This window comes from Pseudomonas sp. GM79, from assembly GCF_000282495.1.
Taxonomy (GTDB): Bacteria; Pseudomonadota; Gammaproteobacteria; order Pseudomonadales; family Pseudomonadaceae; genus Aquipseudomonas.
This window is the reverse complement of the sequence record NZ_AKJE01000036.1, coordinates 102,686-125,547: the sequence shown is the minus strand read 5'-3', so window position 1 is coordinate 125,547 and position 22,862 is coordinate 102,686. Positions and strand designations below refer to the sequence as shown.

The following is a 22,862-nucleotide window of genomic DNA, read 5'->3' as shown; positions in this document are numbered from 1 at the left end:
CCTGGCCGGTTTCCCGGCAAGGGGCTTTCTGTCGCGCGAAGGGCGATTCAGCTTGATTTGATTTGCACCTTTTTGTCCGCGTTCATGGCTTCGGGCTTCTTCGGCAGCGAAATACTCAGCACACCTTTACTGAAGTTCGCTTCGATCTTGTCGGCATCGACGCCTTTAGGCAGGCTGAACGCCCGCTGGAAGGAGCCATAGTGACGCTCTGACAGGTGATAGCCCTTTCTTTTTTCTTCCTTGTCCTCTTTCTTTTCACCCTTGATGATCAGGTTGCCATTGGACAATTTGATGTCGATATTTTCCTGATCCATGCCCGGCAGTTCGGCGGTGATTTCGAAGCTTTCGTCCTTCTCGGTAATGTCCACCGCAGGCAGGCTACGGCCGATAAACTCCCGACTCCAGAACGGTTCGACATCGAACAGCCCACGCCGGAAAGGGGTCAACCCCGAGCCACGATTGAAGTCTTCGAACAGGTGATCGACCTGCTGGCGCAGTCTTTCCAGGGGCCGCCAAGGGTCTGCCACCGTCGGTTGCTGATCGGTTTTTTCGCCGTCGGTCTGCACCGGCATTTTCTTCTCGAAATTGGCCATTTTTCATTCCTCCTATCGAGCACTGCGGTGGGCCGGGAACGTCTCGGAGGCCGGTCCACCACGACAGATTCAGGCCTTACCTTAAAAGGTTAGTATTCCTGCGACCGCCAGGCCAACCAACAGTCGGTTTGTGGCGGCGAGCCGTCTATCTCGAGAACTTGCGCGCACCGGTCACGCAAAGGATCACCGCAACAGTCACACCCAACATGCCAAGGCTGACCTGCTCATGCAGCAGCGTGGCCGCCAGCGCCAGGCCAAAAAACGGCTGTAGCAGCTGAAGTTGACCGACGGCGGCAATCCCGCCCTGGGCCAGCCCGCGATACCAGAACACGAAGCCGAGAAACATGCTGAACAGCGAAACATAAGCCAGGCTGAACCATGCGGTCGGGGTGATTCCCGAGAGCGAAGGCGGGGCCAGGAACCAGGTCAGCGGGACCATGACGGGAAGCGACAGTACCAGGGCCCAGGAAATCACCTGCCAGCCGCCCAGTGTTCTTGAAAGCTTCGCGCCTTCTGCATAGCCCAATCCGCAGGCGAGGATGGCCAGCAACATCAGAATGTCCCCCGCAGGAGAGGCGGTCAGGCCTTGGGAGACGGCAAACCCCACCACCAGCAGGCTTCCCAGTACTGAGAAAAACCAGAAGACCGGCCGCGGACGCTCACCACCGCGCCAGACCCCGAAGGCTGCCGTGGCGAGGGGCAACAGGCCAACGAAGACGATGGAATGCGCAGACGTCACATATTGCAGTGCCAGCGCCGTCAGCAGCGGAAACCCGAATACAACGCCCAGAGCCACGATTGCCAGGGAGAGAAGCTCACTTTTGGCCGGCCGTTTTTCATTGAAAAGCAGCAGCATGCACAGCGCCAGAAGGGCAGCGATACTGGCTCGGGCAACCGTCAAAAAGACCGGGTCAAACTCCAGAACGGCCACCCGTGTCGCGGGCAGCGAGCCGCTGAAAATGAGCACACCGATGAACCCGTTGAGCCATCCGCTCGCGGTCTTTTCCGTGGTGTGGTGTTGCAGGTGCGATGTGCGTTCCATTGAGGTTCCCCTTCATGCGGGTTGCATGGGAGGCATCCTATGGACGAAACTCAATACAATCAAAATATTGTCATGGATACACTTCCGCATGCCTCGTTCACGCTACAAATCACTGGTGGATGAATTTGCCGCGGATATCCGCTCAGGACGACTGTTGCCAGGCACGCGCCTACCGACCCACCGCCAGTTGGCGGCAACGGAAGGTCTGGCGCTGGTGACGGCTAGCCGGGTTTACGCGGAGCTGGAAGCCATGGGCCTGGTCAGCGGGGAGATGGGGCGGGGGACTTTTGTCAGGGAAACCTCGTGGTCGCCGGGCCAGAGTATTGACCAGCATAGCGTTGCCGCCGGCATGACGGACCTGAATTTCAACTATCCAGCGCTTCCCGGGCAGGCAGAACTGCTACGAAATGCCCTGCGCCAGCTCGCATCGGCCGGCGATCTGGAATCGCTGCTGCGCTACCAGCCACACGCGGGGCGCCCGCATGAACGTGCCTCTGTGGCGCGACATCTGCGCGTCCGAGGCCTGGCGGTTGAGGCGGAGCAGGTGCTGATCGTCACCGGTGCCCAGCAGGGGCTGGCCGTGACGATGATGGCGCTGTTGCAACCCGGTGACGTGATTGCGGCGGATGCCTTGACCTATTCAGGATTTAAGGCCCTGGCCGACTCACTGCACCTTGAAATCGTGCCCATTCCGGTGCTCGATCATGGCCCTGATCTGGAGGCGCTGGAAAGCCTGTGTCGGCATAGACGCGTGCGGGCCGTGTACACGATGCCGACCCTGCACAATCCGCTGGGGTGGGTGATGAGTGCCGATCAGCGCGAGTCCCTGGTGACGATTGCGCGTCGGCATGGGCTATTGATCATCGAGGACGCCGCTTACGCCTTCCTGGCAGAGAATCCCCCCGCACCGCTGGCGGACCTCGCCCCTGAGAGAACGGTGTACGTATCAGGCCTCTCCAAGAGCGTGGCCACCGGACTGCGCGTCGGCTTCGTCGTCGCCCCCCTTCAACACGTGCCCGCGCTGGAGCGCACGATCAAAGCGACCACCTGGAATACCCCAGGCGTGATGACGGCAATCGCCACTGCATGGCTTGACGACGGCACCGTCATGCAACTGGAAGCCGAGAAGCGCCAGGACGCGCAAGCGAGGCAAGTCGTGGCCGGCGAGGTACTGGCGGGGCTGCGCTGCATTCGCCATCCCTCGTCGTATTTTCTTTGGCTGCCGTTGTCGGAAGACGCTAGAGCCGACCAGATCGCCATGGCGTTGATGCGCGAAAACATCTCGGTTTCCACCGCCGAACCGTTCGCCACCTCAGTCAACGTCCCGCATGCGTTTCGTCTGGCGCTGGGCTCCGTGGAGATGGGCGCATTGCGCGAGGCGCTGGAAAAAGTGAAGTGGATGATTGGGGCTTATTCGTAATCGGAAGAGGGCCGTGCAGAGTTGATTCAAGCGCTGCTCTGAACCTGCTCAACGATCAGTTGGGCCAGTACCCGTACCGGCTCGGTAAAACTTTGCCGAGCCCGATGGACGAGGCCGATATCACGATGGAAGGTGTGTTGCCCCAGGTCGAGCGCACGCACCCCGTCCGGCCAATCCTGATGGGTCGCCGTCTGCGGCACCAGCGCTACACCGACGCCATTTTCGACCAGCTTGATAATCGCCTCCAGTTCATCCAGCTCGCACACTTCACGCAAGGTGAAATGCATCTGCCGCAAGAAACGATCGACCTGCCTGCCGCCAAACGATGACCGGTCGTAGCGAATGAAGGGTTGGCTGGAAAGCAGTGCCAACCAGTCGTCTCCGGGCACATCGCGCGGAACGATCAGCCGGTAGGGCTCAAGTGCCAGAGTCGTCCAGCGCAGATCGCTTTGCAGCGAGAAGGGCGGGCGAATGATCACCGCCATGTCGATCTCGCCGGCATCCACCAGGTTGACCAACTCCATCGACAGACCCGGGATCACACGGGTTCGGCATTGCGGACATTGTTGGTGAAATCTGGCGAGCGCATCCGGCAAGAACGAGCGCTGCACGGAAGCGATGGCGCCGATGTTCACCAGAACGCTGGCTGGCAACCCAACCGTGGTGGACCCCAGATTGTCATAAAGGCGAAGCAGCTCCTGCGCCTGCAGAAGTATCTGGTGCCCCATTCTGTTCAGGTGGGCCGAGCGGCCCTTGCGGTCGAAAATCTGGAAACCCAGCTCGGCCTCCAGACGCTGCATCTGGGCGCTCACGGCGGCCTGCGTCAGCCCGATCCTGTTGCCCGCAGCGGCAAAGGTACCTTCCCGTGCAACGGCGATAAGTGTTTTCAGTTCTTTGATCATTCACAAATATTAATTGTGTTTCTAAGAAATATATATTGATTTTTTTGTTTGTTCTGCAGCTCTACGATTGGCTCCGTTCTCAAAAACAAAACCGATAAAAAAACCTTGATTGGAGTTCCGATGAGCCTTTCTCCTTTTCACTTGGCGATCCCTGTTTATGACCTCGCGGCGGCACGCACCTTTTACGGTGAAGTGTTCGGGCTGCAAGAGGGTCGCTCCAGTACGCAGTGGGTCGACTTTGATTTCTACGGTCACCAACTGGTTATTCATGAGCACCCAAAGACCGCTTCCCAAGAGAGCGTCCACAGCAATCCGGTAGACGGGCACGACGTCCCCGTTCCGCACTTCGGCATCATCCTGGAGTGGCAGCAGTGGGAAGCCCTGGCCGAGCGCCTGAAGTCCTTTGGTACCGAGTTTGTGATTGAACCCTACATTCGATTCAAGGGGCAGGTCGGCGAACAAGCCACGATGTTCCTGTTCGACCCGTGTGGCAACGCACTTGAGTTCAAGGCGTTCAAGGATATGAGCCAGCTCTTCGCCAAGTAATAGAAGTAATGGCACAACCTTGTTGTGCCATTCGATTTCAAATGAGCTGGAAGCTCATGACTCTAGCAACTGCTACTTAACGCAGTCCTTTCATTCCAACAAGAAGGCTAGACATGAAACGTATCCCTTTGGTTTGGCAAATAGTTGCCGGGCTGTTGCTTGGCGTGCTCGTCGGTTGGTACTTCAATACACACCCGCAGTATCAAGGCTGGATCAGTTCTGAAATCCTCAAACCCCTTGGCGATATCTTCATCAAGATGATGAAGATGGTCGTGGTTCCCATTGTGTTCTGCTGCATGATCCTGGGGATTGCCGGCGGCGGTGATAACAAGTCGTTTGGGCGCATGGGCGTCAAGTCGCTGGGGTATTTCTTCGCGATTACCGGCCTGGCCATTGTGATGGGATTGTGTTTCGCCAATATCTTCGAGCCCGGCACGGGCACTGATATTTCGGGCATTTCCCGCAGCACTGCTTCGGTCAATATGGAGCCTTCGAAGGGCGCTCTCGTCATCCTGCAGAACATCGTTCCCGATAACGTTTTCGTCGCGATGTCGGAAGCGAAGTTGCTCTCGGTACTGTTCTTCGCCGTGTTGTTTGGCCTGGCATTAAACTCACTCCCCAGAGAAAAAAGCGCACCGGTAGTGGCGGTGGTTCAAGGCATCTCTGATGCCATGTTCAAGGTCGTCAGTATTGTCATGGCTTATGCGCCGATCGGGGTATTCGGCATGATCGGCGCTACCGTGGCGACCTTCGGTTTTGCCTCACTCTTGCCTTTGCTCAAGTTGATCGGCGTGGTTTACCTGGCACTGATTGTCTTTGCGCTGGTGGTGCTGGGCGGCATTTGCTACCTGATTGGCGAGAATATTTTCAAACTGATCAAGTACTTCCGTAATGAGCTGATTCTGGCGTTCTCCAGCGCCGCCTCGGCGTCGGTCATGCCGCAGCTGATGAGCAAGCTGGAACACTATGGCGTGCCGCGCCGTATCGTCAGTTTCGTGGTGCCGGTGGGGTATGCATTCAACCTGGATGGCGCGTCGATCTTCCTCGGCGTGGCGACGATTTTTGTCGCGCAACTCTATGGGATCGACCTGTCGCTGTCCCAGCAGATACTGCTGGTGGTGACGATGGTGCTGACCTCCAAAGGGGCTGCCGGCGTGCCCGGCTTCGCCATCATCATCCTGTCCGCCACCTTGGCATCGGCCGGTCTTCCACTGGAAGGGGTCGCACTGATTGCCGGCATCTTCCGGATTATCGACAGCGGTACCACCACCCTGAACGTGCTGGGTAATGCGATTGCACCCTTGGTCATCGCCAAATGGGAAAAGGTCAGCATTGAGCCTTCAGGTGTAGCCCGGGTGGTGCAGAAAACCTGATCACCATCCTCCAGTCAAACGCAATCCCTGTGGGAGCGGGCTTGCTCGCGAAGGCGTCATGACATTCAACATCCATGTCGACTGTCAGTCCGCTTTCGCGAGCAAGCCCGCTCCCACAGGTTCCACATCCCGTTACTTATCAGGAGTCATGCAATGAGCAGTCTTACTTACGTTCAGGAATACAACGCGATTGTCGATGTGCTTAACCAGTACAACGAAGGTGGCGCCAAGGCCGACAGCGCACTGATGAAGCCCGCCTTCAACGAGCAGGCCACGATGTTCGGCGTCGATGGCGGCAAGCTCGTCGGCGGCGCGATCCAGAATCTCTACGACGTCATCGACACAGCGTTCCGTCCATCCCCGGAAGCCAAAGCCGCCATCGTGCGCATCGACATCGTCGGCACGGCGGCCAGTGCGCGGGTCGATACCGACAACGTCTCGGGGTTCCGCTTCACCGACTTCTTCAACCTGCTGAAGGTAGAAGGCAAGTGGACCATCGTCAGCAAGATCTACCACACCCATCCGGACGCCTGATCCTTCGGTTTGGTGGCGTTGCCATTTGAAGAAAGCAGGGAAGTCCTCGACATCGAGGACTTCCCATCGACAGCTGCTACAGATCGCATTTATCCCCGGACCTAGCGTATTCAACGAATATTTGCTTAAGTCCACTGACACACCTGTGCGGTGATTGAATCCCAAGGCGTTCCAACCGGAGAATCCCATGCCCCCTCGATTCCCGCGTTTCGCCGCATTGCTCGCCATCCTCCTGGTCGGCACCTTGCCCTGCGCCCACGCCGTCGAATACACCCAGGTGAATACCACCGCCAGCAAGATCTCTTTCACCTATAACCAGTTCGGCTCCAGGGCGTATGGCACCTTCGGCAAGTTCGACGCCACAATCGATTTCGACACGGCGAACCCCACCGCGGCCCACGCCAAGATGACCATCGACCTTGCCAGCATCGACGCCGGGGGTAGCGACGCCAACAGCGAGCTGCAAAAGCCTGCCTGGTTCAACACGGCGGAGTATCCGGTGGCGACCTTTGAATCGACCGGGGTGAAAGCACTGGGCAATCACCGCTACCTGATCACCGGCAACCTCACGATCAGGGGCATGACGCGCGAGTTGCAGGTCAAGGTATTGCTGAAGCCGGAGAAGGGCATCGGCCTCTTCGATGGCGACATCATCGTGAAACGCAGGGACTTCAAGATCGGCGAAGGGGAGTGGGCGGACAATGTTGTCTCCAACGACATCAACATCCGCTTCCGCATCGTCGCGCCCGAGCGTTGATTTTCCTGCGAGGGCTCGATCTGTGACAATAGTGGGCTTAACCCGGAGTCTAAAACGCAATGCCCCAGCTCACCCACTTTGCCACCCCATGCCCAGAGCCCATCAACAGCCAGATTCTGCAGATGGTCGTCGACAACCTGACCGACATCAGCATGGTGGGCATCGCGCCGAGCAACCCGTTGTACAACGTCTATCAATACGCGGTGGGCTATGAGGTTCATCTCTACCTCGAAGCGCTCAGTGGCGCCAAAGGCATTGCGGTCGAACTGATCGTCGCCACGGATGATGAAGACCCTGAGCAGGTCATCGGCTTTCTGCTGTACCTGCCGGTCAAGGACGACCCCGAGGCGTGCGGCATGGCGTACATGGCGGTGCAGGCCAGCCAGCGGCGGCGGGGCGTTGCCCGGGCGATGCTGCAAGACATGCTCGATCGCTACCCGCATGCCGAACTCACCTGCACCGTCGCCAAGGTGCCCTGGTTCGAATCGATGGGCTTCCAGGTGCTGGGCGTGCGCGGCACTCAGGTGCTGATGAACACCCGTGATCACGGCACCGAAGGCTTGATGGGCTTACTGGATGTCACGTCTATCTACAGTTCTCTGGAGGTGCGGCAGATACATACGTACCTGCTGCAGAAACACGGCAAGCGGGCGATGATCGATGCGGAGAAGCAACGCGACCGGCATCTTGACCAAATGACGCGCAACGCCAAGGCGTTTGTGCTGGATCGTTTGAGCAAAGACGCCGGGCGCGGGTCTCGTCCCGACTAGACTGTTGAGTCCTTTCGGGCGCGCAGGCTGGCCGAGGCGTGATATTCTGTCGCATTAACTTGGTTTGACTTATTCGGTTCGTACGTCCACAGACGTCCGACAGAATCAATGTCGCTCAAGTAACTGAGCCAATAATGATAAAAAGTCAGTGCACGAGGGACATATAACTGAGGTCGATGGAGACACGTCGGCCTTGTGTGCCCACCTTCAAATCCTTGTAGATGCAGGAACCCACGGCACGCTGCCTGCGTACCCGTACTCTTGGGTTGCTCATGTTGAGGATTGAGGGCGGATGGCGTTTATCATAGGTGCTACAGATGTTTAAGAAACTGAACACGGCCCTGCTGGGGCTGGCTTTGTCGATGGGGATCACGTCCGCCTACGCGGAAGAGGCAAAGAAAGTCGATGTGCTGCTCATTGGCGGCGGCATCATGAGTGCAACGCTGGGTGTCTGGCTCAATGAGCTGGAACCTGGTCTGTCGATGGAAATGGTCGAGCGCCTCGACGGCGTCGCCCAGGAAAGCTCCAACGGCTGGAACAACGCCGGTACCGGTCACTCCGCCCTGGCCGAGTTGAACTACACACCGGAAGACGACAAAGGCAACGTCCAGATCCCGAAAGCCGTTGAAATCAACGAAGCCTTCCAGATCTCCCGTCAGTTCTGGGCCTGGCAAGTTCAGCAAGGCGTGCTGAAGAACCCGCGTTCGTTCATCAACTCCACTCCGCACATGAGCTTTGTGTGGGGCGATGACAACATCAAGTTCCTGAAGAAGCGCTACGAAGCCCTGCAAGCGAGCCCGCTGTTCGCCGGCATGCAGTACTCCGAAGACCCGGCTGTCATCAAGAAGTGGGTTCCGCTGATGATGGAAGGGCGTGACCCGAACCAGAAAGTCGCGGCCACCTGGAGCCCGATCGGTACCGACGTCAACTTCGGCGAGATCACCCGCCAGTTCGTCGCGCACCTGCAAACCACGCCGAAATTCGACTTGAAACTGTCTAGCGAAGTGCAAGACATCACCAAGAACGAAGACGGCAGCTGGCGCGTCAGCTACAAAAACCTGAAAGACGGCACCAAAACCGAAACCGACGCCAAGTTCGTCTTCATCGGCGCGGGCGGCGGTGCACTGCACCTGCTGCAGAAGTCCGGCATTCCTGAAGCCAAGGAATACGCAGGCTTCCCGGTTGGCGGCTCGTTCCTCGTGACCGAAAACCCGACCCTGGCCGAACAACACCTGGCCAAGGCCTACGGCAAAGCCTCCGTTGGCGCACCGCCAATGTCGGTTCCGCACCTGGACACCCGTGTCCTGGACGGCAAGCGCGTCATCCTGTTTGGCCCATTCGCGACCTTCAGCACCAAGTTCCTCAAGGAAGGCTCGTACCTGGACCTGCTGACCACCACGACCACGCACAACGTGTGGCCAATGACCAAGGTCGGCATCAAGGAATACCCGCTGGTCGAGTACCTTGCAGGCCAACTGATGCTGTCTGACGAAGACCGCCTCAACGCCCTGAAAGAATACTTCCCGAACGCCAAAGCCGAAGACTGGCGCCTGTGGCAAGCCGGCCAACGCGTGCAAATCATCAAGCGTGATGAAGCCGCTGGTGGCGTGCTGAAGTTGGGTACCGAGATCGTTGCTTCCGCTGACGGCACCATCGCCGGCCTGCTGGGCGCATCGCCAGGTGCATCGACTGCCGCACCGATCATGCTGACCGTGCTGCAGAAAGTGTTCAAGGACAAGGTCGCCTCGCCAGCCTGGCAGGAAAAGCTGCACCAGATCGTGCCTAGCTATGGCACTCAGCTGAACAGCAACCCTGCGAAAGTGGCTGAAGAGTGGGCTTACACCTCTAAGGTGCTGGAGCTGACTCCGCCGCCGGCGATTGGTCAGGTGGCGGCTCCGGCTGCTGCTCCGGCCGCTCCTGCCAAGGCGCCGAAGGCTAATGCTGCGACGGATATGGCTTTGTAAGTAGAAGCGTAATCGCAAAGCCCACTGGATCGGTGACGGTCAGTGGGCTTTTTTGTGGGGGAGTGGTTTTCAAGGGGTAGATTCATTTCGGCCGACGTCTCAGCTTTCGGGCCAGAAGCGGACCTTGAAGCGGGAAAAATACGGTGCTCAAACCGCCTATATGCCGTCGGATGCTTCTCGGTTACCCGAGTGCATATGCGTAACTTGTCTTAGCGACCTATCACTCTCTCGCGGCGGTTGGCTCAAGGGTGACGGTCATCTCGCCGAAGATGGCTTGGTAAGCTTCCTGGCACGAACTCTCTGCAGTCAGCACCGCGTCATCAACGAGCTGCGCGCCCGCGGGGGTTAAGCACGCATAACCAACGCGCGCATCGCGGGGATCGCTTTGGCGAGATACCCAACCTATTTTTTCCAAGGGCAGAAGGGACTTGGTTACGGCTGATGCGGTTAAGCCCATGCACTCTGCCAAATCTGCACGACGAAGCCTACCGCCGTGGGCTTGCTTAAGATGATGCAGAATCATGAAGTCGCTAAAGCTCAACCCATGCACGGCGGAGAGTTTGGCGTCGATACGCCGAGTGGCGGCAGTGTATGCCCGGGATATGCGGATATAGCGTTCAAGTGTTGAGGGCGAAGTGCCTTCCGCACCCGGTGTGTAGTCATACATTGCAACACTCCTTCAGTTCGGATGGGGATGGGTATTCAAAGCGTGCGTCCATGGCCTCGAACATTTGGGCCGTTATTTCGAACGAATAGCCCGCGCCTTTTTCCAGGTTTCGTTGCAGTACGCGCTCAAGGCGTAGCGGCTTATCGGCATTTACGAAGTGGCTAAGCACCTCATAGCCCGCGTTGTGGGCCTGTAGTCGGATTTGAGTGCGGTCTGCTTTCGTCATAAAGCCTTGATCCAGCACCACGTCCTTGCCCGACGCTAGAACCTGCACGCACGTTTCCCATATTTGCGCCTCGCAACGTCTAACACGGGGAAGCACCCATTCCAGGCTAAGGGGCTGAGGCAGATCTGGGCCGTATAGACGCTGCATCCATTCATCAATCGAGAAGCTGACAGCGTTTAGCTGGGCCGTTATCTGCCGAGCTAGTGTCGACTTACCGGCCCCGAGAGGGCCGAAAATGATGTGTACGGCGTTCATCTGTCACCTTGTTTCTAGGTACTTTACCTATACAGTATCTAGACGTAAGACTGGCGTTGTCAATCCACAGAACGTTTTGAAAAAACTGCTTTCCTGCAAAGTGGTAAGTGAACAGTGATTCGACCAGACGCTGCCCCACACCTTAGATGATTGGCACCTTTGAGATCGGCGCAATGTGTAGCGAGGACCATAAAGGCTGCTTTTGGCCCAGAGTGTGTAAAAACGCTTCGCCCAAAATTGAAGTGTGCGCGTCTACGTTAAATCTGAAATTCATCAGCACGTCAGCAGATGTGGATTTCGCGTAGACGCGCGATTTCCAGTCCAGTTTTGAGTACCTGTCGCACTCATAAACGTCTTTACACCATCGACCCATTATAGATAGTCCGTCCCACCTTCACCGATGCATTCGAACACGCCGAAACCTCGGGTGATGAGCGGGTTGTGGTGAGCCGGCTCACCACAACCACCGACAATAAATCTCTCGCCCCTGTGCAGCTGACGAGAATACGGCGTTATACCACCGCGGCAGCCGTGGCGGGTTCACCGTCGACCACTACGTTGTACGGTGCCTGTTCGCGATCACGCAGGCCGTAATCACGAATCACCGATGTCACGCGCACGCGATAGTCATCGAAGATTTTGTCGCGCCCGGCGCGCTGGGCCGACAGGTGGGCTGTCACGTTGCGCCACTGCACCACGGCTTCCTCATCGCGCCAGGTGGTGACCGACATCACCTTCTTGGGGTTCAGCGTGCTTTGAAAGCACTCGACGGAGATAAACCCGCTCATGGGTTCAAGCAGCGGGGTCAGCTTGTTGACCAGGTCAACATAGGTCTCGCCCTGGCCTGGCAGTGCCTGCAACTCAAACAAAACTACGATCATTTTTGACTCCTCATCCTTGACGGTATTTTTCAGGTGGTTTTACACGGTGCAAATGCGGGGGAGGTTGCCCGACCGCCTTTAGTGTTTTATCGGGGTGCCCAGGTTGTTCAGCCAGGCCCGCATGACGTGGCCCGCAGCGCGGGTCAGGCGGTCGCCGAGGTTAATGGCCTCGCTCCGCAACGCAACAGGATCGATGCCGGTTTGTGCCAGTTCGCTGGCATGGCCAACCAGCCATTGCTCGATGTTGGCGGTATCGGCTTCGAGGTGAAATTGCAGGCCGAGAATCGTGTTGCCCACGGCGAACGCCTGATGAGCACCCACCTGGGTACTGGCCAGCAGCACAGCGCCTTCCGGCACATCGAACTGGTCGCCGTGCCAGTGCAGCACGGGGGTGTCCATCAGCGCGGCGAGCGGCGAGTCCCGGCCGGCCGCGGTCAGGGTCAGCGGTGAAAAACCGATCTCCTTGACCCCCATCGGGTAGACGTTGGCGTGCATGGCCCGGGCGATCAATTGCGCACCGAGGCAGATGCCCAGCAGGGGATTACCGGACGCAACGCGCTGGCGCACCAGCTTCAATTCGTCGTGCAAAAACGGATACAGCTGCTCGTCATGGGCCCCGATAGGGCCGCCGAGTATGATCAGCAAGTCGGCCTGCAACACCTGCTCGCTGTAGATGGCGTCGACCGTAGGGTCCAGGTAAATCAGCGTATAGCCTTCTTCGGCCAGAACGGCATCCAGGGTGCCAACGTTTTCGAAGTGAATGTGGCGCAATGCAATGGCAGTTTTCATGGAAAAACCCAGTTGTTGAAGTAAGGACGGTAACGGTTCATGCCGTGGTGGTGAGTTCGACCTTGATCGTCCCGGATTGCGGGAAGGTGCAGCAGGCGAGGGCGTAGCCTTCATCCTTGTCCTTGTCCGTCAGGCAAAAGTCGGGCTCAAGGGTGTAGTGACCCTCCGACACCTTCAGCCGGCAGTGACCGCAGATGCCGGCGCGGCAAAGGCTGCGCACCGCAATACCGCTGGTTTCGAGCATCTCCAGCAAATTCTTGCCGGCGGGTGGCTCCAGCACCTGATCGTTGTGGTTCAAGTACAGGCGCAGCGTCGTGTCGGTCTGAGCCTCGGTCTGTGCGGCGGTGACCGGCGCGGCCGGTGGCGTGAATGACTCGATCAGCAAGCGGCTGGCGGGGAACATGGCCAGCGTGTGTTCGCGCATGCCCTGGGCGAAGCCATGGCTGCCGCAGATCACCACGCTCTCGGGGTTACCCAGCCGGCTCAGGTCCTGGGCTTGGGGACGACCGGCGCTGAAGTGCCCGTTGTTGTTGACCGCTTCGCGGGTGACGAACACCTGCAAGGAGAACCACGATGTGGTCAGCTCAAGCTCCAGCAACTCATGTAGAAACGGAATCTCGGCGACGGTCGGCACAGACAGCAGCAGGCTCACATCGGGCACCTCCAGTCCGCGTCGCGCGCGCTCGACCAGGCCGCGCAGCAACGCAATCGGCAAGGTGATGCCGATGCCGCCGGCGAGCATGCCGACCTGTCGGCAACCCAGAACCGACTCCAGCGAAATATCACCCGCCACAAACCGCACCGAGGTGGTCGAGCCGGCTTGCAGCATAGCGTGCAACTGGTCCGAAACCCCGCCATGGCCTTCGCGCTTGACCGCAATGTCGAACCGGTCGGCGCCGCGCTTGCGCGTGATCGAATACAGCCGCTGGTGATGGGTGCCCGCCATGTCAGCGGTATGCAGGGCCACGTGTTTGCCTGCCTCCAGGCTGTCGAGGAATTCGGCGGATGCGTCCAACGCGCGCAGAGTGAAGACTTTTACATTGGCCGTTTCAATGCTCACGTGTTCGCACAGGGCCTGGAGGGACGTCATGGAGTTCATGCGCGGGCCTTCTCGCCTAAGGTTTCAATGGCATGCTCGGCACTGCTGAGGCCGTTGCCGGTCAAGCCGATCCGGTCTATCAGGGCTTCGAGCGAGTCGGTGTAGACGCTGATTTCGTTGTTGTCGCCCACGTCATGCAGGATCTCGCCGGCATGGGGGAAATCCAGCATAGAAAACACGGTGGACCATGCGCCCATTTCGTTATTGGCGAACATCTGCACCGTGCGCAGGATGATCGAGCGCAGGTACTCGCGTTCCTTGCGGCTAAGGCCATTGACGATGTCGGAAGCGACGAAGCTGAAGACGCTGGAATGGCTCCACTCGTCCATGGCATGGGTGCGCGTGACCTCATGGCACACCGCCTGAATGCTGGCGTCTTCGGCCATGGTCTTGAGGTAGTCGGTGATCAGCGTTTCGCTGGCGCACGCGACGCCGAAGCGGGTCAGGCGTCGCTCCCATTCGGCGGTGCAGTTGGCCAGAAGGGTCTCGCGCCAGGTCACCAGGTTGAAGGCGCTGAAATCCAGCGGGGTGAGTTTGCGCATGTCATAGATATAGTTGCAGGCCATGATGGACATGCGCGTGTGCAGGGCTTCGTCGAGCAGTGCCTGAGACATCACGTCCTGCAGCAGGGCGCGGTTGTTGCTCGGCGGCGGGGTCTTGATAGTGTCCTCGCAGGCAGGGACGACCACATTGCATTCGATGTAGATGGTCTTGAGGTTGTAGATGCCCCACGCGTAGGACAGGCATTTGGATTGCAAGTCCTGGGGGGCTTCGAGCCAGGCCTGGTGATGACGAAACGGCAGCAGCGACAGACTGAAGTCGTGCTTGTCGGCATCAAAGGCGAGGCCCCAGTAGTTCGGTTGCGGGTTGTTGACGGCGGCGCGGGTTTTCCAGAGCGTGGATAGTTTGGCCAGCATGTTTTTTACCACGTCATCGGTACCACAATTCAAACGTTCCATGTTTTAACTCCAAGGAAATCGACTATTGGTGTTCGGGTTTACCGTGCAGTCCTTGCAAAAATAACGGGTCCGCACAAGCGGGGGAGGGGCAGCGCAATCAATGCGGGACGGTGCCCTACAAGTCTGCGGCAAAAACACGCTGGGGCTATTGACCCAGGTCACTTGAATGCCACTTGCAGTGCCATCATTTTTCGGGTCCTGGCCAAGGACCGCTCCTGCATCAGGGTCAGTACAACGGTCAGGCCCATGAAGGCGGCGCTGGCCCAGAAAATTGCGTCGGGGTGGCCTTGGTCGAGCAGCCAGCCGAACCCGACGGGACCGATGGCGCCACCGATATTGAAACCTGTAGAGACGATGCCGAAGGTTTTGCCTTCGGCATCCTTCGGGGCGGCCGCACGTACCAGCATGTCGCGGGACGGTGCGATCACCCCGGTCAGGAAACCCGCAGTCCCCAGCACGACCAGCAGCGCCGGCTCGCTCAAGCGTGCCGTGGAGACCAGCAGCATCAGCACGGTGGCCAAGGCAAACGCGCTGGCTGCCACTACGCCATGGCGGCGGGTCCGGTCGGCCAAGGCTCCCCCTGCCAGCACGCCGAAGGCGCTGGCAAAGAGGAAGGCGGTCAACGCCGAGTTGGCCCAGGTCAAGGCCACGCCCTGGCCTTGCATCAGGGCGGCGACCGAGAACTTCTCAATCGCGCCGGTGCTCAGGTTCAGCAGCACGAACAACAGGGTCAGGCTTAGCACCATAGGCGAGAGCAGTGACAGGCGACGGGCGCCGAGGGGTGTCGGGTCGGCGGCGGGATGCACGCGACTGACCCGGGTCAGTGCGGAGCCAGGGATCAACAACAGCGCCAGCGCGACAAACCCCACCAGTGCCGCCGCCGCGAAGGCCATGGCCGGGTTGCTCGCCACCGCGATACCCAGCAAAAACACAGGGGCCACGGCCGCGCCAAGGAAACCGGCAAAGGTATGCACGGAGAACGCCTTGCCGATGTGGGCGGGGTCAATGTGTCGGGACAGCAAGGCGTAGTCGGCCGGGTGATAAATGGCGTTGGCGACGCCGGCCAGCGCCATGCCGATCAACAAACAGGTGTAGCCGGGCAGGAGTGCAATCAGCAGGAAACTGCTGCTGCCCAGTGCCAGCGCGACCAACAGCAAGCGCCTGGCACCGTGGCGGTCCACGGCAAACCCCATGGGCGCCTGTACCAGCGCCGTGACGATATTGAACAGGCTGAAAGCCAGGCCCAGCTCGACATAATCCACGTTGAAAAAAGCCGGAAGCAGGGGGAACAGCGCCGCCAGCACCATGATGTGCAAATGACTGACAAAGTGCGCTGCGGCGACCTGAGGCAACAACCCGATACGAATCGTCATGGCGAAACCTGTGTGATGAGCATGGCAAAACCGGCGCAGAGCTTAATGAGGCGATGGTCTTGCGCGATAGTCCATTACCGATGAGTCCATCAGACCACTTTGAATGGCTGCGATTTCGCGACGCCTGCCCCTGCGTAGACGCGTGGCAGCGGCATTGAGCGCAGTGGTCTGCAACGTCGGCACGAACTGGTATGGCTGGTCGGTCCGTGGGCGGCTAGGGTAGTGCGGCGTGTTATCGGACGTTTACACAGGGAGTGACCATGCCGCATTTCGCTTATCGGGAGGGCCACGCGCTGCCAGGGGTCAGTGGCGTTGCGCTGCCCCAGGTGGACGCGGAGGTGTGGCGCGCCATCGACGCCGAGCGTCAGCGCCAGGTGCAGTCAATCGAGCTGATCGCCGCCGAAAACGTGGTCAGTCGTGCGGTGCTCGAGGCCCAAGGGTCGGTGCTGACCAACAAATATGCCGAGGGCTACCCAGGGCGTCGCTATTACGCCGGTTGCTGCAATGTCGATGCAATTGAAGAACTCGCCATCGAGCGGGCCAGGCAACTGTTCAGCTGTGCCTATGCCAACCTGCAACCCCATTCGGGCAGCCAAGCCAACCAGGCTGTGTTTCTGGCTCTGCTGGCGCCGGGGGACAAGATCCTGGGCCTGGACCTCAAGTCCGGTGGGCACCTGTCCCATGGTGCTGCGTTCAACTTGTCCGGGCGCTGGTTTCAGGCCCTCAGCTATGGGGTGCACCCGGTGACCCATCGGGTCGACATGGATCAGGTCGAGCAGATCGCCCGACAAGAACGCCCACGCCTGATCATCGCAGGGGCCTCGGCGTATTCACGGGCGCTGGATTTCGTCCGGTTTCGTGCGATTGCCGACGAGGTGGGTGCGTTCCTGATGGCCGACATCGCCCACGTCGCCGGGCTGGTCGCGGGTGGTGCGTATCCGTCTCCAGTGCCGTTCGCCCACGTCACCACCCTCAGCACCCACGCCACGTTGCGCGGTCCGCGTGGCGGGATGATCCTGTGCAATGAGCAGGCCATTGCGCAGAAGATCAATGCGGCTGTATTCCCCGGCCTGCAGGGCGCGGCACTGATGCACACCATAGCGGCCAAGGCCGTGGCGCTGGGCGAGGCATTGCAACCGGCCTTCGGCGCTTATGCCCACGCCGTGGTCGCCAATGCCCAGGCCTTGTGCGGCCGATTGGCTGAAGGTGGGCTGTTGGTTGTGTCGGGCGGCACCGACTGTCACTTGGGGGTGATTGACCTGCGGCCCTGGGGCCTGGTGGGGAATGTCGCCGAGCGTGTGTTGGAGGCAATCGGCATTACCGTGAACAAAAATGTCGTGCCCGGCGATGAGGTCAAGCCCACCGTGACGTCCGGCATTCGTCTCGGCAGTGCGGCGTGCACTTCGCGTGGCATGGGGGTCGATGAATTCAGGGAGATCGGCGACATGATTCTGGCCATGCTCGGTGGTTTGCGCAGCGGTGCCCTCGACGGCCGCACTGAACGCTCGATTCGTGAAGGCATCAGCGACCTGACCAAGCGTTTCAGGTTGCCGTATTAACCGCCTGCGCTTTTTTGAAAAGGAATTCCAATGCCCGGCATCATCCCCACCGGCCGTCTGGCGGCCACCCGCACGTCACGGTTCAGACTGTTCGCCACCGCCAAGCCTCAACCCGTCACCGCGGTTGAATGCCCCAAGCTGCCCAGGCGTGCGCGGATGGCCACCCAGGCCCAGCAGCTGCTGATGAACTATGCGCTGGGCCATTAGATTTTCAGGGCGTTGGCCAGGCGCAACATGGCGGCTTCGATTTCATACGCGGTCAGGGAGGAGTAGCCCAGCAGCCAGCCCTGTTGCTTCGGGTCGCCCGCGTACAAGCCGCTGAGGCCGGACAGTTGCACGCCGGCAGTGGCGGCTTGGCGGATGGTTTTTTCCTCGGACCATCCGGCTTTCAGCAAGCAGGGGATTTGCAGCCCGCCCGGCGGCAGTTCGGCGGTGACCACCGTGCTCAAGTACTTGCCGATGGCATCGTGCATGATCGACCGGCGTCCGGCATACAGCTTGCGCATGGCCCGGACATGCGCGTTGTAATGGCCGTCTTCCATAAAGCGCGCCAGCGTCAGTTGCAGCATTTGCGGAGTGTGGCCGTCCATCATGCTGCGCGCATAGGCAAAGGGCTTGACCAGCTCGGAGGGCAGCACCATATACCCCATGCGCAGGCCGGGGTAGAGGGTCTTGCTGAACGTGCCGATGTAGAGCGTGCGCTGATACTTGTCCAGGCCCTGCACGCACGCCGTGGGTTGCCCGTCGTAATGGAACTCGCTGTCGTAGTCATCCTCGATGATCCACTTGCGTTTTTGCGCCGCCCAATTGATCAACTCAAGACGCCGCTCCAGCGGCAACGTCGCGCCGGTGGGGTATTGGTGCGAAGGCGTGACATACACGCAATTGGCGCCGCTGCGGTCGGCGTACAGCAGGTCGGTGCGGATGCCCCGTTCATCGACATCAATGGGCAGCACCTTGGTTTCGGCGATTTCGAAGGCCTTGCGGGCGCCGTAATAGCCGGGGTTTTCCAGCAGAATCGGCTTGCCGGCGTCCACCAGCAACTGCGCGCACAGATACAACGCCTGACGCGTACTGCTCAATACCAGCACCTGGTCGGGGGAGCATTTGGCGCCGCGTTCGAGGTTCAGGTAGGTGGCAATCGCTTTGCGCAGGGGCTCGGCCCCTTGTGGATCGCCATGCAGCAGCACGTTCGCGCGATAGTCCTTCATGACCTGGCGCTGCAAACGCTCCCAGACATCCGTCGGGAAGCTGCGGGTTTCCGGCAGGCCGGTGGCGAATGCCTTGATGACTTGCTGATCGCGCACGCCGCCGGTGTCGAAGATCATCCGCCCGCGTTGGCTGAGTTCGGCGCCCGGTGCGGCGACGCTGCTCCTGACTTCCTGAGCCTTGAGGCGTCGGCGGCCGGCACCGCGCAATTCGACGCCCACCGTGTCGCAGACGTAACTGCCGGCGCCTTCGCGGCGCACGATAAACCCGTCCCGATGCAACTGCACATAGGCGTTCTCAACGGTGTCGCGGGCGCAGCCCAGTGACTTGGACAGCACCCGCGTGGCGGGCAGTTTCAAGCCGGGGCCGAGGGCGCCGTCGAGTATCAGCGCACGCAACGCACGCTGGATCCGCTGGTGCAAATCCAGCAGCTGAAACTCAGCGTCGTTGAGGCGCATCTTCAGGGTTTCCAGCTCGAAGGTCTTTGCCATGTGGTCTGCTCTCTTTCCATGAATTGGCAGGTAAAGGCAGGCCAGTTTATCCGTAGACTCTGGCCCTCGCCACCCAAGGCTTTACCTCGGTGATTACGCACAGGGCAAGCGTTCTTGAACAGGAGTTACTCAACCATGGCTCGGTCACACAACTTCAGCGCAGGCCCCACCGCGGTGCCGTTGGACGTCCTCACTCAGGCGCACGAGGAGTTTTTCGATTTTGCCGGCACCGGCATGTCCGTGATGGAAATCAGCCATCGTTCGCAGGTGTTCATGACGGTGGCCCGCGAGGCCGAACGGGACCTGCGCGATATCCTCGGGGTGCCGCCCGCCTACAAAGTGCTGTTCCTGCAAGGGGGCGCCTCGTTGCAGTTCGCTCAAGTGCCGATGAACCTGATAGGCGATAAAGGCACGGCGGATTACCTGCACACCGGCCTCTGGTCGGGCAAGGCGATCGAGGCTGCACGGCGCTACTGCGATGTGCGCGTGGTTGCCAGTACCCACGCGTCCGGTTTCGACCGCGTCCCCCACGCCTCGGACTGGCGCCTTAACGCCGACGCCGCCTACTTGCACTACACCGAGAATGAGACGGTGCACGGCGTGCAGTTCATCGACACGCCCGCGAGCGACGCGCCGCTGGTGTGCGATGCTTGTTCAAGCCTGCTGTCCAAGCCGATCGACATCGCCAGGCATGGGCTGGTGTATGCCGCCGCGCAGAAAAACATGGGCGTGGCGGGGTTGACGGTGGTCATCGTGGACCCGGCGTTGCTGGAGCGTTCCCATGCCTTTACCCCGGACATTCTCAACTACGCGCGCATCAGCGACGCGCAGTCGATGCTCAATACCCCGGCGACCTTCCCCTGGTACCTCACCGGCTTGACGCTCAAGTGGATCAAGTACAGCGGCGGTCTGCAGGCCCTGCATCAGCGCAACCAGGCTAAGGCGGGAATGCTGTACCGCGCCATCGATGGGAGTGACGGGTTTTATCGCAACCCTGTGCAGTTACCGTATCGCTCCATCAACAACGTGCCCTTCCGGTTGGCCGAGGCGGCTCTGGAAAAGGCCTTTTTGCGGAGCGCCGAGCAGGCCGGCCTCAATGGCCTCAAAGGTCACGCCAGCGTCGGCGGCCTGCGCGCCAGCCTCTACAACGCCGTTTCAGTGCCGGCGGTCGAGGCGTTGTGCGATTTCATGAACGCGTTTGCGCGCGAGCATGGCTGAGCCGACCGCGCAAAGTGGTCTGGTCTGCTGCGGTAAAGCGTAGGGGTAAAACCTGCCATTCAACGGCTATAAATGACCGCTTACCAGCGGCCGGATTACATCGTCCAGCAAGGAGCCAAGACCTATGTCATCTACTCAATTCCTTTCGTCCCTGCGTCTGCGGGACCTGCTGCACCCGGTGGTTGCCGGGCTGATTTCGGTGATCGTCAATTACGGCGGCACCTTCATCCTGGTGTTTCAGGCCGCCAAGGTCGCAGGGCTCAGCCCTGAGTTGACGGCGTCGTGGGTTTGGTCAGTGTCGATCGGGGTAGGGGTGACCGGGCTGTTCCTCAGTTGGGTGAGCCGCGAGCCGATCATCACCGCCTGGTCGACCCCGGCGGCGGCTTTTTTGATCGTCGCCTTGGCGACCACACCCTACGCCGAGGCCATCGGGGCGTACATGATTTCGGCTGCAGCGTTCGTGCTGCTGGGCGTGTCCGGCTACTTTGAAAAAGCCGTTCGCCTGATCCCGCCCGGTGTGGCAGCGGGCTTGTTGGGCGGCATCCTGTTGCAATTCGGCATCGGTGCGTTCGCCAGCATGAGCGTCGACCCGTTATTGGTCGGGGTGTTGATCGGCGCCTACATCGTGTTCAAGCGCTTGAGTGCGCGCTATGCGGTGGTCGGCATTCTGGTGCTGGGGCTTGGCTTTCTGCTGATGCAGGGGCGCGTGGATTTCATGGGGCTGGCGCTGGAGTTTGCGACACCGGTGTTCACACGCCCTGAGTTCTCGGTCAATGCGTTGTTGAGCGTGGCGTTGCCGCTGTTTCTGATCACCCTCACGGGGCAGTACATGCCGGGCATGCTGGTGCTGCGCAATGACGGGTTCAACACCAGTGCCAACCCGATCCTCAGCGTGACCGGGCTGGGTTCTTTGCTGATGGCGCCGTTCGGTTCCCATGCCTTCAACATCGCGGCCATCACGGCCGCCATCTGCACTGGCAAGGAAGCGTCTGAAGATCCGTCCAAGCGCTGGATCGCAGGTGTGGCCGCGGGCATCTTCTACATCTTGGTGGGGATTTTCGGCGTGACCCTGGCGGCGGTGTTCATGGCCTTCCCGGCGACCTTCATCACCACCCTGGCCGGGCTGGCCCTGTTGGGCACCCTCGGCGCGAGCCTGGCCAATGCCATGGCGGACGTGAAATCGCGGGAAGCGTCGCTGATCACCTTCCTAGCCTGCGCGGCCAATATCACCCTGCTGGGCATCGGCGGCGCGTTCTGGGGGCTGGTCATCGGCCTGGCGGCCTACGCCGTGCTCAATGGGCAGTTGCCGCGTCGTGAAAAGACTGCTGTCCCACAGGCCGAACTTGTTGCAGTGCCCACCAAAGGAGCGGCCAACTGATGCCTGATCAAACCGAAGACCTCAACATCCTGCATGCGCGCCATGGTCGTTACCCACAGGCCGACAGTGTCGAAGACTTTCACCGCAACCTGGCCGCCGTGCAGCAACGCATTGTCGAGGCGTGCCGTCGGGTAGGGCGGGACCCGGCCGGTGTGCGCTTGCTGCCGGTCAGCAAAACCTTTGATGAAGCTCATCTGCGTCTGGCCTATGCCGCCGGTTGCCGCCTGTTGGGCGAGAACAAGGTGCAGGAAGCACAGCGCAAGTGGGAAGCCATGACCGACCTGCAAGACCTGCAATGGTCGGTGATCGGCCACTTGCAGACCAACAAGGCCAAGCAGGTCGCACGCTTCGCCAGCGAGTTCCAGGCCCTGGACAGCCTGCGGGTGGCCGAGGCGCTGGACCGTCGCCTGCGCATTGAAGGTCGGCAGATGGACGTGTTCGTCCAGGTCAATACCTCCGGCGAAGCCAGCAAGTACGGGCTGGCTCCCGATGACGTGGCGGCTTTCCTGGAGACTATGCCAGCGTTCCCGACACTGCGGGTTCGCGGGTTGATGACGCTGGCGCTGTTCTCGGCCGACGCGGTGCGGGTGCGCCCATGCTTCGTCCGGCTGCGTGAATTGCGCGACCGCTTGCGTCATTGCGCCCCTGATGGGGTGTCGCTGCAAGAGCTGTCGATGGGCATGTCGGGTGACTTCGAAATCGCCATTGAAGAGGGCGCGACCGTGGTGCGCGTCGGACAGGCGATCTTCGGTGCCCGAGCCATGCCGGATGCGTACTACTGGCCGACCGCCGATGCCCACCCCCTCAGTGAAGGCACGTTGTTGTCGATCACTCCCAGCCGTTGATCCCCCTCTACA

At 60.0% G+C, this 22,862-nt stretch carries 23 protein-coding genes; 12 read left to right on the top strand and 11 right to left on the bottom strand.

Going from position 1 to position 22,862, the window contains the following annotated elements; genetic code table 11:
• Positions 1-47: 47 nt before the first annotated feature.
• Positions 48-593: an Hsp20/alpha crystallin family protein gene (locus PMI36_RS18210; RefSeq protein WP_008070889.1), complete on the bottom strand. Its 546-nt coding sequence runs from the start codon at positions 591-593 to the stop codon at positions 48-50.
• 145 nt (positions 594-738) lie between these two features.
• Complete coding sequence (locus PMI36_RS18215; protein ID WP_008070887.1) at positions 739-1,635, bottom strand: DMT family transporter; 897 nt, start codon at positions 1,633-1,635, stop codon at positions 739-741.
• Between the two features lie 88 nt (positions 1,636-1,723).
• On the opposite strand from PMI36_RS18215, the gene PMI36_RS18220 reads away from it, so the two are divergent.
• The gene (locus tag PMI36_RS18220) at positions 1,724-3,055 is read left to right on the top strand and encodes an aminotransferase-like domain-containing protein (RefSeq protein WP_008070885.1); all 1,332 of its coding nucleotides are present in this window, start codon (positions 1,724-1,726) and stop codon (positions 3,053-3,055) included.
• A gap of 26 nt (positions 3,056-3,081) precedes the next feature.
• Here PMI36_RS18220 and PMI36_RS18225 read toward each other — a convergent pair whose 3' ends face one another.
• Positions 3,082-3,957 carry a LysR substrate-binding domain-containing protein gene (locus PMI36_RS18225; protein WP_008070883.1) on the bottom strand — a complete coding sequence of 292 codons (876 nt, stop codon included), beginning with the start codon at positions 3,955-3,957 and terminating at the stop codon, positions 3,082-3,084.
• 120 nt (positions 3,958-4,077) lie between these two features.
• Between PMI36_RS18225 and PMI36_RS18230 the strand changes: the two genes are divergently transcribed.
• From PMI36_RS18230 to mqo, 6 genes are all read left to right on the top strand, one after another.
• The gene (locus PMI36_RS18230; RefSeq protein ID WP_008013629.1) at positions 4,078-4,503 is read left to right on the top strand and encodes a VOC family protein; all 426 of its coding nucleotides are present in this window, start codon (positions 4,078-4,080) and stop codon (positions 4,501-4,503) included.
• A gap of 113 nt (positions 4,504-4,616) precedes the next feature.
• Entirely contained in the window at positions 4,617-5,876 is a 1,260-nt protein-coding gene (locus PMI36_RS18235; protein WP_008070882.1) for a cation:dicarboxylate symporter family transporter, read from the top strand.
• A 153-nt stretch (positions 5,877-6,029) separates the two neighbouring features.
• Positions 6,030-6,410, top strand: a complete 381-nt coding sequence (locus PMI36_RS18240; protein ID WP_008070881.1) for a nuclear transport factor 2 family protein — start codon at positions 6,030-6,032, stop codon at positions 6,408-6,410.
• Between the two features lie 187 nt (positions 6,411-6,597).
• Positions 6,598-7,167, top strand: coding sequence for a YceI family protein (locus tag PMI36_RS18245; protein WP_008070879.1), 570 nt, complete (start codon positions 6,598-6,600; stop codon positions 7,165-7,167).
• A gap of 59 nt (positions 7,168-7,226) precedes the next feature.
• Positions 7,227-7,937 carry a GNAT family N-acetyltransferase gene (locus PMI36_RS18250; protein ID WP_008070877.1) on the top strand — a complete coding sequence of 237 codons (711 nt, stop codon included), beginning with the start codon at positions 7,227-7,229 and terminating at the stop codon, positions 7,935-7,937.
• Positions 7,938-8,254: 317 nt separating this feature from the next.
• On the top strand, positions 8,255-9,901 hold the full coding sequence (mqo, locus tag PMI36_RS18255; protein ID WP_008070875.1) for a malate dehydrogenase (quinone): 1,647 nt from the start codon (positions 8,255-8,257) through the stop codon (positions 9,899-9,901).
• A gap of 220 nt (positions 9,902-10,121) precedes the next feature.
• Here the strand turns inward: mqo and PMI36_RS0129490 are convergent, their stop codons facing one another.
• From PMI36_RS0129490 to PMI36_RS18285, 7 genes are all read right to left on the bottom strand, one after another.
• Complete coding sequence (locus tag PMI36_RS0129490) at positions 10,122-10,568, bottom strand: MarR family winged helix-turn-helix transcriptional regulator (protein ID WP_008070874.1); 447 nt, start codon at positions 10,566-10,568, stop codon at positions 10,122-10,124.
• On the bottom strand, positions 10,561-11,049 hold the full coding sequence (locus tag PMI36_RS18260; RefSeq protein WP_008070872.1) for an AAA family ATPase: 489 nt from the start codon (positions 11,047-11,049) through the stop codon (positions 10,561-10,563). Before PMI36_RS18260 ends, PMI36_RS0129490 begins: the two co-directional genes overlap by 8 nt.
• A 512-nt stretch (positions 11,050-11,561) precedes the next feature.
• Positions 11,562-11,930, bottom strand: a complete 369-nt coding sequence (locus tag PMI36_RS18265; protein WP_007985036.1) for an antibiotic biosynthesis monooxygenase family protein — start codon at positions 11,928-11,930, stop codon at positions 11,562-11,564.
• A 78-nt stretch (positions 11,931-12,008) separates the two neighbouring features.
• Positions 12,009-12,719 (bottom strand): glutamine amidotransferase, encoded by a 711-nt coding sequence (locus tag PMI36_RS18270; RefSeq protein ID WP_008070870.1) that lies wholly within the window; start codon positions 12,717-12,719, stop codon positions 12,009-12,011.
• A gap of 37 nt (positions 12,720-12,756) precedes the next feature.
• Positions 12,757-13,818 carry a 2Fe-2S iron-sulfur cluster-binding protein gene (locus tag PMI36_RS18275; RefSeq protein WP_008070868.1) on the bottom strand — a complete coding sequence of 354 codons (1,062 nt, stop codon included), beginning with the start codon at positions 13,816-13,818 and terminating at the stop codon, positions 12,757-12,759.
• Positions 13,815-14,777, bottom strand: coding sequence for an AurF N-oxygenase family protein (locus PMI36_RS18280; RefSeq protein WP_008070866.1), 963 nt, complete (start codon positions 14,775-14,777; stop codon positions 13,815-13,817). Before PMI36_RS18280 ends, PMI36_RS18275 begins: the two co-directional genes overlap by 4 nt.
• A 158-nt stretch (positions 14,778-14,935) precedes the next feature.
• Positions 14,936-16,150 (bottom strand): MFS transporter, encoded by a 1,215-nt coding sequence (locus PMI36_RS18285; protein ID WP_008070864.1) that lies wholly within the window; start codon positions 16,148-16,150, stop codon positions 14,936-14,938.
• 260 nt (positions 16,151-16,410) lie between these two features.
• Here PMI36_RS18285 and PMI36_RS18290 point away from each other — a divergent pair, with 260 nt between their 5' ends.
• The gene (locus tag PMI36_RS18290) at positions 16,411-17,709 is read left to right on the top strand and encodes a serine hydroxymethyltransferase (protein WP_008070862.1); all 1,299 of its coding nucleotides are present in this window, start codon (positions 16,411-16,413) and stop codon (positions 17,707-17,709) included.
• A 30-nt stretch (positions 17,710-17,739) separates the two neighbouring features.
• The gene (locus PMI36_RS31690) at positions 17,740-17,916 is read left to right on the top strand and encodes a hypothetical protein (protein WP_008070860.1); all 177 of its coding nucleotides are present in this window, start codon (positions 17,740-17,742) and stop codon (positions 17,914-17,916) included.
• On the opposite strand, the gene pdxR is transcribed toward PMI36_RS31690, so the two are convergent.
• On the bottom strand, positions 17,913-19,409 hold the full coding sequence (pdxR, locus tag PMI36_RS18295; protein WP_008070858.1) for a MocR-like pyridoxine biosynthesis transcription factor PdxR: 1,497 nt from the start codon (positions 19,407-19,409) through the stop codon (positions 17,913-17,915). The two genes, PMI36_RS31690 and pdxR, sit on opposite strands and share 4 nt — an antisense overlap.
• 135 nt (positions 19,410-19,544) lie before the next feature.
• On the opposite strand from pdxR, the gene serC reads away from it, so the two are divergent.
• The 3 genes from serC to PMI36_RS18310 all read left to right on the top strand — a co-directional run bounded on the left by serC (position 19,545) and on the right by PMI36_RS18310 (position 22,850).
• A complete protein-coding gene (serC, locus tag PMI36_RS18300; protein ID WP_008070855.1) occupies positions 19,545-20,627 on the top strand; it encodes a 3-phosphoserine/phosphohydroxythreonine transaminase in 1,083 nt (360 codons plus the stop codon).
• Between the two features lie 124 nt (positions 20,628-20,751).
• Positions 20,752-22,005 carry a benzoate/H(+) symporter BenE family transporter gene (locus PMI36_RS18305; protein WP_008070850.1) on the top strand — a complete coding sequence of 418 codons (1,254 nt, stop codon included), beginning with the start codon at positions 20,752-20,754 and terminating at the stop codon, positions 22,003-22,005.
• Positions 22,005-22,850 carry a YggS family pyridoxal phosphate-dependent enzyme gene (locus PMI36_RS18310; protein WP_008070848.1) on the top strand — a complete coding sequence of 282 codons (846 nt, stop codon included), beginning with the start codon at positions 22,005-22,007 and terminating at the stop codon, positions 22,848-22,850. Before PMI36_RS18305 ends, PMI36_RS18310 begins: the two co-directional genes overlap by 1 nt.
• Positions 22,851-22,862: the final 12 nt, after the last annotated feature.